Raw genomic sequence first — 14,299 nt, forward strand, 5'->3', positions numbered from 1 at the left:
CCGAGGCATGGATTCCCCAACTGCTTGCGTGGCCCGCCGGCATGCTAATCTGAACGGTTGCATCCACCCCTCGTGCCACGCCATGACCTCCACGTCCCATTCCCGCGCAGCCACCCAGGCCGGAACCGCCTTCCGCACGCTGGGACCGCTGCTGGCGGTCATGCTGTTCTTCCTCGGCAGCGGGTTCCTGGCCGGCAAGAACATCCACACCATCCGCGAGGGCAGCGCCCTGGTACTTCGCTCGCAGGAGACCATGACCGCGCTGGCCGACGTGCTTTCGGCCGTGCAGGACGCCGAGACCGGCCAGCGCGGGTATCTGCTGACCGGCGACGACAATTACCTTGAACCGTATCGGGCCGCCCTCGGTGTTGCCAGCACGCGGCTGGACACGGTGAAAGAGGCCCTGGCCGATGACCCGGCGCAGCGTGACCGGCTGAAGCTGCTGGCGCGCAGGGTCCAGGACAAGCTGGACGAGCTGCATGAAACCATCGAAGTGCGCCGCACCCAGGGACTGGAGCCCACCTTGGCCGTGGTCGCCTCCAATCGCGGCAAGGCGGCCATGGATGACATCCGGGCCCGGCTGGCGACCATGGGCGCGATCGAGCTGGACAAGCGCGCCGGGCGCCTTGAGGAGATGGAATCGGCCTACAGCGCGGCGCTGAGCTCCGGCGCCGCCAGTGCGGTGCTGGGTATCGTGCTGACGATCTTCATCGCGATCCTGCTACGCCGCCACACCCGGGCGCGCGAACGCGATGCCTGGCTGCAGCGGGGCCGGCTGGAGCTGGCCACCGCCACCGGCGGCGACCTCGACAGCGGCGCGCTGGCCCGCGCCAGCCTGGGCTTCCTGACCCGCTTTACCGGCGCGCAGGCCGGCATGCTGTTCGAGCCTGCCGCCAGCGGATTCCGGCAGATCGGGGCGGTGGGTGCAGCCGCCGAAGCGGACGGTACCCACACGCTGCGTGCCAGCGGCAGTCTGCTTGGACGGGCGGTGGATGAGAAGCGCGTGCTGGTCATCTCGGATGTCCCGCCGGGCTACTTCACGGTGGCCTCCGGTCTCGGCCAGGCCCTGCCCCGACACCTGGTGATCGCCCCCAGCATCCACGAGGGCGAGGTCAGCGGGATCATCGAGCTGGGCTTCTTCGGCGCGGTGCCGGACGAGGTCGTCGAACTGCTCGAGCTTGCCTCCGCGGACATGGCGGTGGCGCTGCGCTCGGCCGCCTACCGGGCCAGGTTGTCCGAACTGCTGGCCAAGACCCAGCGGCAGACCGAAGCCCTGCAGGTGCAGAGCGAGGAGCTGAAGGTTTCCAACGAAGAGCTGGAGGAACAGAGCCGGGCGCTGCGCGGTTCCCAGCACGAACTGGAGGAGCAGCAGGCCGAACTGGAACAGACCAACAGCCAGCTGTTCGACCAGTCACAGCAACTCGAAGAAGAGCGCGACAAGCTGGCACGCGCCAACGCCGCCATCCTGGCCGAAGCGCACAAAGTGCAGCGCGCCAGCCAGTACAAGTCCGAGTTCCTGGCCAACATGTCGCACGAGCTGCGCACGCCGCTCAATTCCGCCCTCATCCTGTCCAAGCTGCTGGGCGATAACCGCGACGGCAACCTGAGTGCCGAACAGGTGAGGTTCGCGCGGACGATCCACTCCTCCGGCACCGACCTGCTCAACCTCATCAACGAAATCCTGGATCTTTCCAAGATCGAGGCCGGGCATATCGAGGTGCATGCCGAGCGCTTTGGCGTGGAGAAGCTGCTGTCGGGCATCTCCGCCCTGCTCGGCCCTGTGGCCAGCGAGAAGGGTCTGTCGTTGGACGTGCTGATGATGGCCGACTGCCCGCCGGTGATCGAATCCGATCGCCAGCGCATCGAACAGATCCTCAAGAACCTGCTGTCGAACGCGTTGAAGTTCACTGAACAGGGCGGCGTGACCGTCTCCGCTTCGGCCGGTGACGAAGGCGAGGTCGTGTTCACCGTGACCGACACCGGCATCGGCATCGCGCCGGAACAGCAGGTGCGCATCTTCGAGGCATTCCAGCAGGCCGACGGATCGATCAGCCGCCGCTACGGCGGAACCGGGCTGGGGCTTTCCATTTCCCAGGAGCTGGCCCGCCTGCTCGGCGGCGACATCACCGTGGACAGCGAACCCGGCAAGGGCAGTCGATTCCGGCTGGTGGTCGCGACCCGGCTCGCGACCCCCGGGCGCCCTGCGGTTCCCGTGGCGATGGCCCCGCTGGAACCGGCTGCGACCGGCTTCGCGGCACCCACCGCCATCGCCGTGCCGGACGTGCGCCCGGCAGCCATCGCAGGCGGCAACGGACGCGGCCTGATCCTGATCGTTGAGGACGACACCGCGTTCGGACAGATCATCGGCGACCTGGCATCCGAAATGGGCTTCCGCTACCGGATCGCACAGAGCGCGGGCGAGGCCTTGGCCGCTGCGCGTGCAGAGCTGCCACACGCCATCGTGCTGGATGTCGGCCTGCCCGACCAGTCGGGCCTGTCGGTGCTGGATGTACTGAAGCGCGACATGCACACGCGGCACATCCCCATCCATGTGGTTTCGGCGATGGATCATTCGCGCAAAGCACTGGCGCTGGGCGCGGTCGGCTTCTTGGGCAAGCCTGCAACCCGCGAGGCCCTTGCAGAGGTGCTGCTCTCGTTGGAGCGCCGGCTTTCGCTGCGTCCGCGCCTGGTGCTGGTGGTTGAAGATGACGCCGTGCAACTGGACGCCGTGCGCGAGCTGCTGGCCCTGGCCGACGTGGAAACGATCGGCGCGCGTTCTGCGGCGGAGTGCCTCCAGGCGCTTGCCGAACACAGCTTCGACTGCATGGTGCTGGACCTGACGCTGTCCGATGCCTCGGGATTCGAGCTGCTGGAGATGCTGAGCGCGCAGAGCGCGGATGCCCTGCCCCCGATCATCGTCTATACCGGGCGGGTGTTGTCAGCGACCGAAGAGGTGCGGCTGCGCCGCTATTCCAGTTCCATCATCATCAAGGGTGCGCGCTCCCCGGAACGCCTGCTCGATGAAGTGACCCTGTTCCTGCACAAGGTGGTGAGCGAGCTGCCGGAATCCAAGCAGGGCATGATCCGCACCGCCCAGCACCGGGACACCGCGCTGGAAGGGCGTCGCGTGCTGGTCGTGGAGGATGATGTGCGCAACATCTACGCGCTGATGAACGTGCTTGAGCCACACGGCTGCAAGGTGACCATCGCGCGCAATGGCCAGGACGCCATTGATGCGTTGACCGCCGCGGTCAGCGGGCCCGCGCCGATTGAACTGGTGCTGATGGACATCATGATGCCGGTCAAGGATGGCCTGACCGCCACCCGTGAAATCCGGCAGGACCGGCGCTTCGACACCTTGCCGATCATCGCGCTGACCGCCAAGGCCATGCCCGATGACCAGCAGCAGTGCATCCAGGCCGGCGCGAACGATTACGTCGCCAAGCCGCTGGACGTGGACAAGCTGGTGTCGCTGATCCGGGTCTGGCTGACCGCCTGACGAGGTAGCGCCGAGCCACGCTCGGCGAGCGCGAAGCGCGGCCTGTATCAGACATCACACCGCCGGAACGGAAGGCCGCCGAGCACGGCTCGGCGCTACCAGGGCGAGCCGACGCGAGTGCAGTCCGGCAGCGCCGAGCCATGCTCGGCGAGCGCGAAGCGCGGCCTGTATCAGACATCACACCGCCGGAACGGAAGGCCGCCGAGCACGGCTCGGCGCTACCAGGGCGGGCCGACGCGAGTGCAGGCCGGTAGCGCCGAGCCACGCTCGGCGAGCGCGAAGCGCGGCCTGTATCAGACATCACACCGCCGGAACGGAAGGCCGCCGAGCACGGCTCGGCGAGCGCGAAGCGCGGCCTGTATCAGACATCGCACTGCCAGAACGGAACCCCGGCCGACGCCGGCGCAGTCCGGTAGCGCCGAGCCACGCTCGGCGAGCGCGAAGCGCGGCCACGGGGCACCTGTATAGGGCTACCTCGCCTCACCCTCACTTCATCGCGTGCGCTGGCTAACACCCGCCAGCGTAGCGTCGCGCCCATCAGTTCGCCGAATGATGCCCACTACCGGGCCGGCAGGTGTTGCCGCAGACGCGGCTCGCCCACCTACGCAGCACGACCCGTGGCTGCCAATCAGGAGTACCGCTCCATGTTCATGCATAACAAGCGCCTCATGTACACCGTGCACGTCGAGCAACCCGACCCCATCCTGGCCTCGTTGCTGCTTGAGCAGTTCGGTGGCCCGCAGGGTGAACTTGCTGCCGCGATGCGCTACTTCACCCAGGCGCTGGGCGAAGAGGATGCCGGTCGCAAGGACCTGCTGCTGGACGTGGCGACCGAAGAGCTGAGCCACCTGGAGATCATCGGCTCGATCATCGCGATGCTCAACAAGGGCACCAAGGGAGAGCTGTCCGAAGGCATGATCGAAGCGATCGAGATGCGCGGCATGACCCAGAACAGCACCAGCCACACGCAGTCGATCCTGTATGGGGGTGGCCCCGCCCTGGTCAACTCCAGCGGGGTCCCGTGGACGGCCGCCTACGTCGACTCCATCGGCGATCCAACCGCCGACCTGCGCTCCAACATCGCCGCCGAATCACGCGCCAAGCTGGTCTACGAGCGGCTGATCAACGTCACCGACGATCCGGGCATCAAGGACGCGCTGCGCTTCCTGATGACGCGCGAGATCGCGCACCAGCAGTCCTTCGAGAAAGCGCTGTATGCCATCTCGCCGAACTTCCCGCCGGGCAAGCTGCCGGGTGATCCGGAGTACACCGACCTCTACATGGACATGTCGCAGGGCGATGGCGACGTGGAAGGCCCCTGGAACAGCGGTGAAGCGTGGACGGTCGTCTCCGCGCGCGAGGAGCAGTACGCGCTCGATGGCGGCGACGGTGAGGCGACGGTCGATGGCCTGACCGCGTCGCAGGAAGAGGCGCTGGACGCCATGGCCACCCGTACCGCATCCGACCCGCTTGCCGATCCGCTGACGGGCGCAGAGCTCGGCACTGCGCCCACCGTGGAAGACGGTCCGCCACGCCCGATGCTGGGCTGAGCGATGAAGTGGATCGGTGGCTTCGAAGGCGCCGACCACGTCAACGGCAGCGGCACGGCCTTGTCGATGGCCGTCGATAGTGGCCATCTGGCCAGGCTGGACACGGATTACCGCCGCCTCAGGCGGATGGGCTTCAGTGCGGTACGTGAAAGCCTGGGCTGGCGCACGTGCGAGCAAGGCGATGGTTTCAATTTCCAAAGCCTGCATGCGCGCATGCAGGCAGCGGAGCGCGCTGGGTTGCAGATACGCTGGACGCTGATGCACTACGGGGTTCCCGCTGGTCTGGACCTCCTGGACGGCAACGAGACGGCATTCGTGGAGCGCTTCGCGGCCTTCTGCCAGGCCACGGCGACCGCGCTCGCGGACTACGGCAGTCCCTCGCCTCGGCTGATCAACCCGATCAACGAAATCTCGTTCCTGTCGTGGGCGGCGACCCATACCGGGCTCATGCATCCGCATGCAGGCGACCGTCCCGAAGAGGCAGGCCGGCTCAAGTCGCTGCTGATCCGCGCTGCACTGGCCGGCTGCAGCGCCTTCAGGCGGGTGGATCCAGCTGCGCGGATGCTGTGGGTCGAGCCGTTGATCCATGTCGTGGCGCCGCTGGCGAGCCCCGCCTTGCGGCAGCAGGCCGAACGCCTGCACGCGGGACAGTTCGAAGTGCTGGACGCGCTGATGGGCCGCGTCCAGCCATCGCTGGGTGGCGCGCCAGCCTACGTTGATCTGATCGGGGTGAACTACTACCACGGCAATCAATGGGAAGCCGGTAGCCAGCGTCCCTTGGACTGGCACCGCGCTGATCCACTGCGCGTCCCGTTTTCCCGCCTGCTGGTCAAGCTGCAGCAACGGTATGGGGTGCCCATCACGCTGAGTGAGACCAGCCACGTGGGTAGTGGTCGGGCCGCCTGGCTGCGTGACATCGCCCAGCAGGTGCGTTACGCCGCCGATGCAGGCGCAAGCCTTGAAGGCATCTGTCTCTATCCGGTGGTGGATCGCCCGGATTGGGAATCTCCGCTCCACTGGCATCAAAGCGGGCTTTGGGATGTTCAACCGAACCTTGCATTGAAGCCGCTCTCGCTCGTCCGCGATTACGCACGCGCCTACCTCCAGGCCCGTACGTCCCTTGCGCACCACATCCCCCTCCAACCTGGAAGAAATGGCATGCAGCAGCTCCTGGTCTTCTCGCACCTTCGCTGGGATTTCGTGTACCAGCGCCCGCAGCACGTGCTGTCGCGCCTCGGCCAGCGCTGGCCCATCGTGTTCTTCGAAGAGCCGGTGCATGACCCCGACCGCGAGGCCTGGCTTGAAGTGCTGCAGCCGTGCATCGGCGTGACGGTGCTGCGGCCGCATAGCCCGGTGGCTGATCCGGGTTTCGCCGATGCGCAGTTCCCGGTATTGGATGCGCTGCTGCACGCGTGGCTGGCCGAGCACGGTGAGCCGGAGATGGCCGTCTGGCTGTATACGCCCATGGCGCTTCCTCTGCTCCAGTCACTGCAGCCGGTCGCCATCATCTATGACTGCATGGATCAGCTGGGGGCGTTCAAGGATGCCCCCGAGCGCCTGATGGACAGGGAACGTACCTTGCTGGACATCGCCGGCGTTGTATTCACCGGCGGGCCTTCCCTGTACGACGCCAAGCACCCGCACAACCTTAACGTGGTCTGCTTCCCGAGCAGCGTGGATGTGGCGCACTTCGCCCAGGCCCGCCGCGAGCGTGACCCCGCCGCCAGGGCCGCCGCACCCCGCCTGGGCTTCTTCGGCGTGCTGGATGAGCGGCTCGACCTGCCGCTGCTGGACGCCCTGGCCACGGCGCACCCGGGCTGGGAGATCGACCTGGTGGGGCCGGTGGTGAAGATCGACCCGCAGAGCCTGCCGCGCGCCGCGAACCTGCACTACCTGGGGCAGCGCGGCTATGACGAGCTGCCAGCGCTCATCGCCGGCTGGGATGTCTGCCTGCTGCCGTTCGCGTTGAACGCATCCACCGCCTACATCAGCCCCACCAAGACGCTGGAGTACATGGCGGCGCGCAAGCCCGTGGTCAGTACCGCGGTGCGCGATGTGATCCGGCTTTACGCGGACGGCGTGCAGGTCGCGGTGAGCAGCGAAGACTTCATCGCCGCCTGCGACGCGGCGCTGGGTGAACGGGAAACCACGCGCCGCAACCGGATCGTCGACCAGGATCGGCTGACCTCCGCGACGTCGTGGGACCAGACCGCCGACGCCATGGCCGAGTGCATCTTCGATACGGTAAAAGCGGGGCTGAGCCCCCGCGCCGCGCTTTATCTTGCCGGCGGCCAGGTGGTTCGCATCGAAGAGGCGCCGGTGGCATGCCTGATCCTGGGCGCTGGCCCCACCGGGCTGTCTGCTGCTTACCACTACGGCGCGGGCAGTGTGCTGGTCGAAAAGGAACAGACCGTGGGTGGCTGGTGCCGCTCGCTGGAGGATCAGGGTTTCCGCTTCGACCATGCCGGCCACATCATGTTCTCCAACGATGCCACGGTGCTGCGGCTTTACCAGACCCTGCTCGGCGACAACCTGCATTGGCAGAACCGGGAGGCATGGGTCTACAGCAAGGGCGTGCACACCCGTTATCCGTTCCAGGGGGCGTTGTACGGCCTGCCTCCCGCAGTGCTGAAGGAATGCCTGGTCGGCGCTATCGAAGCCCGGTTCGGCCCGATCACGGCGACCGCAACACCCGCGGGCCCGCCAGCCGCCAACGCCGCGGCGCGCGCCGAGTCGGCCCCGAAACATGCAGCGCCTGCTGATTGCTGCGCCGATGGCACGGTCATGGCAGACATTACCGAGGGCGATCCGAAAGATGCGGCCAGCATGGTCAAGGTCGCGTCCATCGCGCGCTCCGGGCCGCCGGCAAACTTCGAAGAGTTCATCTACCAGGTCTGGGGCGCCGGTGTGGCCAAGCACTTCGCCGTGCCTTACAACACAAAGTTGTGGACGGTCCCGCTGCATGAGATGGAAACGTCCTGGCTGGGCGGACGGGTGCCCTTGCCGGACCTGCAGGAGATGATCGAGGGTGCGTTGGAGCCGGTGGCCGCCCCGGTCGGCCCCAACGCCCGCTTCGGGTATCCCCTGAAGGGTGGCTTCCAGGCGCTGATGGATGGCTTTCTTCCGCTGCTGGAAGGAAAACTTTCCCTGGGCAGGCGGGTCAGCGCGGTGTCCGTGCGCCGCCGTGAGGTCAGCTTTGCCGACGGCCAGCGCATGCGCTGGCAGCACCTGGTGAGCACCCTCCCCTTGCCCGAGTTCATCACGCTGATGGGTGACGAAGCGCCGGAGCGGGTGCGGCTGGCAGCGGGCGGCCTGCGCCACGTATCGGTGCGCTGCGTAAACCTCGGCGTTGGCCGCGCAGACCTGACCGACAAGCACTGGATCTACTATCCGGAGGACACCATCTTCCATCGCATCTTCGTGCAGGGGAATGCGAGTCCGCACAATAATCCGCCCGGTGGCTTCGGGCTGACCTGCGAGATCACCTACTCGCCGACCAAGCCGCTTCCGCTGGACGGTGATGCCCTGGTAGCGCGCTGCATCCGCGAGTGTGTCGAGGTCGGCATGCTGCGCGCCGACGATCCGATCCTGACGGCGTCCATCGTGGATATGCCCTACGCGTATGTCCTCTACGACCATGCGCGTGCCGCGAACGTGGACACCATCCGCAGTTGGCTGCTCACCCATGACATCGAGCTGGCCGGGCGCTACAGCGAATGGGAGTACTACAATTCGGACCACGCCTTCCTGGCCGGCCGGCGCGCAGCGGGCAACGTGCAGGCTTCACTGACCAAGCGCAGGGCCGGCGCCACATGAGGACCCGCGCGCCACCAACGCAGGTCGGCGCGGGCGCAACCCGGTAGCGCCGAGCCACGCTCGGCGAGCGCGAAGCGCGGCCTGTGTCAGGCATCGCAGCGCCGGAGCGGAGAGCCGCCGAGCACGGCTCGGCGCTACCAGGGCGGGTCCACGCGAGTGCAGGCCGGTAGCGCCGAGCCACGCTCGGCGAGCGCGAAGCGCGGCCCGTGTCAGGCACCGCAGCGCCGGAACGAAAAGACGCCAAGCACGGCTCGGCGCTACCAGGGCAGGTCCACGCGGGTGCACGCCGGTAGCGCCGAGCCACGCTCGGCGAGCGCGAAGCGCGGCCCGTGTCAGGCACCACAGCGCCGGAACGAAAAGCCGCCGAGCACGGCTCGGCGCTACCAGAGCAGTTCCACGCGGGTGCACGCCGGTAGCGCCGAGCCACGCTCGGCGAGCGCGAAGCGCGGCCCGTGTCAGGCACCACAGCGCCGGAACGCAACCGTTGGATCAGATCCAACCCTGGTCCAGCAGCTCACGCTTGATGTAGGCATAGAACACCGGCGCGGCGACCAGGCCGGCAAGGCCGAAGGCGGCTTCCATCAGCAGCATCGCCAGCAGCAGTTCCCAGGCCCGCGCACGGATCTCCCCACCGACGATGCGCGCGTTGAGGAAGTACTCCAGTTTGTGGATGACGATCAGGTACAGCAGTGCGCCCATGGCAACGTAGAACGACACGGAAAGCGCCACGATGGTGATGATCGTGTTGGAGATGACATTGCCCACCACCGGCAGCAGCCCGGCCACGAAGGTGATCAGCACCAGGGTCTTGGCCAACGGCAGCTGGACCCCCATCACGGGCAGCACCACCAGCAGGAAGATGCCGGTGAACAGGGTGTTCAGCAGTGAGATCTTGACCTGGGCGAACACCACCTGGCGGAACGAGGTGGCCAGCCGGCTGATGCGGCCAACCAGCTCCTGGGCAAGCGGGCCCATGCGCGGCAACGGCATTTCATCGTAAAGCGCGACCATCGCGCCCAGCACCATGCCGATCAGTACCCGCACGCCGACCTGAACCACCGAGGTGCCCGCCACGCCCAGCTGGCGCTGGTGCTCGGCAGCCCATTCGTTCAGCGCGGTGCGGAGCGCTTCCAGGTCCTCCGGGATATAGGCACGCAGCACTGCCGGAACCTGGTGGCGCGAGCTGTTGAGGATGTCCATCAGGTGTGCCAGCAGCGCGTCCGGTCCCCCGGTCTGGTTGCGGAAGACGGCCGCCAGGCCGACACCGGCCAGGCTCAATGCGCCGATGATCAGCACCGCGAGCACGATCACCGAAAATGCCCTGGCACGACCGGGAGGCAGCTTGCCTTCCACCAGTCCGGCGAGCAGATGGGTCAGGTGAAACACCAGCAGCCCCGACAACAGCGTCACCACCAGCCCCAGCCGCAGCGCCAGCCACATGCCTAGCAGCATCAGCAGCCAAGCGGCCACGCGGAATGCAGTGGGGCGCGATGCGTGCGCAGTAAGTTCGTGCATGGCAACAGACATGGTGTGTCGATCCTGGGGCGAAACCTGGAGCCATCATACGGGGCGGCGGCAGCGTGAGGCTGCTGGTCCAATGCTAGGATTCCGGGTCGACACAGGACCTGTCACCCACCGTGATGCGCATCCTCGGACTCCTTCTCGCCTGCGCCTCGGTGTGCTGCGGCGCCGATGCCCTGGCGGCTGACGTTACCCCGCACGTTGCTGGCCCGGACAAAGCAAGTGCAGCTGATGCAAGCGCTGCGCCGGGGCCATTGACCCATCCCGTTGATGCGTCGCCAGACGCGCCACTGGTTGCGCTCAGCGGCGACAGCCAGCGCCTGCGCTACGGTCTCTATGCCGAGCGCGGGGCAACGCGTCCTCGCAACATCGTTCCGGACTTCTCACGCGCGGGATACCGGGGAGGTGGTGTCAGTCTGCCGGCCCGTTCCAGCATTCCGGTGCTGGCGATCGTCGCGCCGGACGCTGGCGGGGACGATTACCCGCGCATCCAGGCGGCCATCGATGCGGTCGCTGCACGACCTGCGGACAGCCGGGGCCTGCGCGGCGCCGTCCTGCTGCGACGCGGCCACTACACGGTGAGCCGGACACTGACCCTGCGTTCCGGTGGGGTGGTGCTGCGCGGTGAAGGCCGCGGCGCAGACGGTACGGTGATCCATTCAACGGTGACCGAACGCCAGGGCAGGATCATCGAGGTCGGTGACGCCGAATCACGCATGCCCGCTGCCGACCGGGACCCGCGCCGGACCCGGATCCGTGCGGATCATGTGCCGGTCGGTGCGATGCGGGTCGAAGTGGCATCCACGGCGGGCTATCGGGTCGGTGATCCGGTAGCCCTTGTCAGGCAGCCGAATGCACGCTGGCTGGGGCCCGATGGTATTGATACCGCGCGCTATGGCTGGGTTGCCACTGACTACACCGTGTACAACGAGCGCGTGGTCACCGCGGTGGACCGGGGCACGCTGAGCCTTGATGCGCCGATCATGGATGCCATCGAGTCGCGCTTCGGTGGCGGCAGCGTCTACCGCACCCGTCCCGAGCGCATAGCCGAGGTCGGCATCGAGGACCTGCGACTGGAAGGCAACCGGGAAACGGGAACGGTCAATGGTACTGCCGACACCGGCCCCTTCACCGCCATCCGCTTCGGTGCAGTGCGTGATTCGTGGATCCGCGATGTCACCGTGCGCTACGTTTCGCATGGATTCGTGACCCGTAACGGCGCACTTTTCAACACCTTCCAGGATATCGCCTACCTCGATCCACGCTATGGACAGACCCAGGGCGCGCGTCGCTACGTTTTCCTGTACGAAGGAAATTCCGCCTTCAACCTGACCCAGCGCTGCTACAACCACGGCGGACGGCATACCTTCGTCACCGGTGCGCGGGTACCCGGTCCCAACGTCTACCTGGACTGCCTGGCGGTGGACGACAGCAATGACAGCGGCCCGCATCATCGCTGGTCGACCGGGGTGCTGTACGACAACACCAAGGGCTACATGCTGCGTGCGCAGAACCGTCGGTACAGCGGTTCCGGACACGGCTGGGCCGGGGCCCAGCAGATGTTCTGGAATGCCGAGCACGATATCCTGGTGGTGCAGGCGCCGCCGTTCGCGATGAACTGGAGCGTGGGACAGGTCGGCCACCTCCAACCCGGAAAGTTCCCGCCTGAAGAGCCGGCCGGCCGCATGCAATCGGTGGGCCACGTGGTGAGCCCGCGAAGCCTGTACCTGCAGCAGCTGCAGGATCGGCTGGGGCAACAGGCAATGATCAACATCACCACCGCCGCGCAACGGCAGGGGCGGATCTGGGACGTTCTGGCAGCACGCGCTGGCGAATGACGGCCGCGCCGATGCGAGGGGCCCCGCACATGCGGCTGCCAGCGCGTCAGGCATCAACAACTAGTGGCCGGCAACGGCCGCACGCTGGCCGGCGGCAAACCCATGCACGCGCGCGCGCCATGCGACGAAGAATCCAATCGCCAGCAGCACGGCCATGGCGACGGGGAAGGTCTGTGCGCCCCATTGGTCCAGCAGCACGCCACCCACGACGCCGCCGCCGGCGATGACGCTGTTCCAGGCCACGACATTGAGTGACAGCGCGACATCGGCGCCCTCCCCCGCGCTGTCGGCCAAGGCGGTCTGCAGCAGGGTCGCCGCGCCGCCGAAGGTCAGACCCCAGACCGCCACGCAGGCATACACCACCGGCTGCAGGCCCTGCGCAAGCGCCAGCACCACGGAGATCGCGAAGAAGGTCGCCAGTGATGCCAGAACGGTACTGCGCAGGTGGCGCTCCACCAGCTTGCCGGTCATGCCGATACCCGCAAGCGCGGCGGCACCGAACACCAGCAGCAGCACGTCCACCCGCTTGCCGAGCCCGGCGTGGGCCGCGAACGGTGCCACATAGGTGTACAGGATGTTGTGGGCCAGCATCCAGGCCATCACGGTGGCCAGTACCGGACGCACGCCCGGGGTGCTGAGCACCTTGCGCAGCGACACCCGCTGGGCTGCCGACTGGCCGGGGTAATCGGGCACCTTGGCCAGCACCCAGATGATCAGCAGGACGGTCAACGCGGACATGGCGCCGAATGCGGTGCGCCAGCCCAGCAGGCCGCCCATCCAGGTGCCCAGTGGTACACCCAGCGAGAGCGCTATCGGCGTTCCCACCATGGCGATCGCCATCGCCCTTCCCTGCTGTTCGGGTTGCACCATGCGCCTGGCGTAGCCTGCCAGCAGACTCCAGGCCAGGCCTGCCGCTGCGCCGGCAAAGAAGCGTGCCGCAAGGGTCAGGCTGTAGTCGGTGGACAGCGCGGTGATGGAATTGAACACCAGGAAACCGACGATGGTCAGCAACAGCACGTTGCGCCGCCGCCACTTCTGTGTGGCGATGGTCAGCGGAATCGCTGCCAGCACCGATCCCAGCGCATAGGCGGTGACGGTCTGCCCTGCCATCGCCGGGGTGATGTCGAGGCCGGCGGACATCAGCGGCAACAGGCCGGCCGGCAAGGTCTCGGTCACGATGCAGATGAAGCCGGTCATCGCCAGCGCCAGCAATGCTGCGATGGGCAGCGGCGCGTGGGCCGCGACGAGGGGTGAAGAGGTTGCAGAAGTCACACGCGTTCCTTGTTCGAGGGCCGGCCAGTCATCGATACGTACCGTTCGGTACAGATACAAGCCATGAAAAAGGCGGCCAATGACGGCGCGCCACATATGTACCGGTCGGTATATATAATTCGCAGCCATTCGCGTTGTCAACACGTTCTGTATCAAATAGTATTTATCTCACACTACCGGAGCAGGCCATGGCACAGATCGGCAGACCACGCAGCTTCGACCGTGACACGGCGGTCGACCAGGCGCTTCACCTGTTCTGGGAACAGGGCTACGAATCCACGTCACTGGCCCAGCTCAAGGCGGCGATCGGCGGTGGTATCACCGCGCCCAGCTTCTACGCCGCGTTCGGCTCGAAGGAAGCGCTGTTCAAGGAGTGCATGGAGCGCTACCTGGCCACCTTCGCGCAGGTGACCCACTGCTTGTGGGACACCTCTCTGGCGCCCCGCCAGGCGCTGGAACTCGCCCTGCGCGGATCGGCGCGGATGCAGTGCGAGCGCGGCCACCCCAAGGGCTGCATGGTGGCACTCGGGGTGATGAGCGCCCCCTCGCCGGAACTCACCGCGCTGACCGCGCCGCTTACCCGCTCGCGTGCGCACACGCGCGCCGGCATCCGGGCCTGCGTGGATCGCGCCATCGCCAATGGCGATCTCCGGCCACGGACCGACCCGGCCGCACTGGCGTTCGTGTTCGACAGCTTCCTGCTGGGCCTGACCACGCTGGCCCGCGATGGCAAGTCCTTCAAGGCCATGGATGCGGCCATCCAACAACTGATGGTGGTCTGGGACGCCCACGCGGGCTGAGCG

Annotated in this window: 7 protein-coding genes; 5 read left to right on the top strand and 2 right to left on the bottom strand. The window is 67.0% G+C overall.

The annotated features are described in order from the left end of the window. Nucleotides 1-82 precede the first annotated feature (82 nt). The 3 genes from QE373_RS08790 (at nt 83) to QE373_RS08800 (ending at nt 8,865) form a co-directional block, all read left to right on the top strand. Nucleotides 83-3,499 carry a response regulator gene (locus QE373_RS08790; RefSeq protein WP_309685567.1) on the top strand — a complete coding sequence of 1,139 codons (3,417 nt, stop codon included), beginning with the start codon at nt 83-85 and terminating at the stop codon, nt 3,497-3,499. 644 nt (nt 3,500-4,143) lie between these two features. Beyond that, nucleotides 4,144-5,049, top strand: a complete 906-nt coding sequence (locus QE373_RS08795; RefSeq protein WP_309685568.1) for a manganese catalase family protein — start codon at nt 4,144-4,146, stop codon at nt 5,047-5,049. 3 nt (nt 5,050-5,052) lie between these two features. Then, on the top strand, nt 5,053-8,865 hold the full coding sequence (locus QE373_RS08800) for an NAD(P)-binding protein (protein ID WP_309685570.1): 3,813 nt from the start codon (nt 5,053-5,055) through the stop codon (nt 8,863-8,865). A gap of 489 nt (nt 8,866-9,354) precedes the next feature. Here the strand turns inward: QE373_RS08800 and QE373_RS08805 are convergent, their stop codons facing one another. Beyond that, on the bottom strand, nt 9,355-10,380 hold the full coding sequence (locus tag QE373_RS08805; protein ID WP_309685572.1) for an AI-2E family transporter: 1,026 nt from the start codon (nt 10,378-10,380) through the stop codon (nt 9,355-9,357). A gap of 260 nt (nt 10,381-10,640) precedes the next feature. On the opposite strand from QE373_RS08805, the gene QE373_RS08810 reads away from it, so the two are divergent. Beyond that, nucleotides 10,641-12,224, top strand: coding sequence for a hypothetical protein (locus QE373_RS08810; RefSeq protein WP_309685574.1), 1,584 nt, complete (start codon nt 10,641-10,643; stop codon nt 12,222-12,224). 60 nt (nt 12,225-12,284) lie between these two features. On the opposite strand, the gene QE373_RS08815 is transcribed toward QE373_RS08810, so the two are convergent. Next, on the bottom strand, nt 12,285-13,496 hold the full coding sequence (locus QE373_RS08815; RefSeq protein ID WP_309685577.1) for an MFS transporter: 1,212 nt from the start codon (nt 13,494-13,496) through the stop codon (nt 12,285-12,287). Between the two features lie 188 nt (nt 13,497-13,684). Between QE373_RS08815 and QE373_RS08820 the strand changes: the two genes are divergently transcribed. Next, a complete protein-coding gene (locus tag QE373_RS08820; protein ID WP_309685579.1) occupies nt 13,685-14,296 on the top strand; it encodes a TetR/AcrR family transcriptional regulator in 612 nt (203 codons plus the stop codon). The last annotated feature ends 3 nt before the right edge of the window (nt 14,297-14,299 follow it).

Source organism: Stenotrophomonas sp. SORGH_AS_0321 (genome assembly GCF_031453215.1).
Taxonomy (GTDB): domain Bacteria; phylum Pseudomonadota; class Gammaproteobacteria; order Xanthomonadales; family Xanthomonadaceae; genus Stenotrophomonas; species Stenotrophomonas chelatiphaga.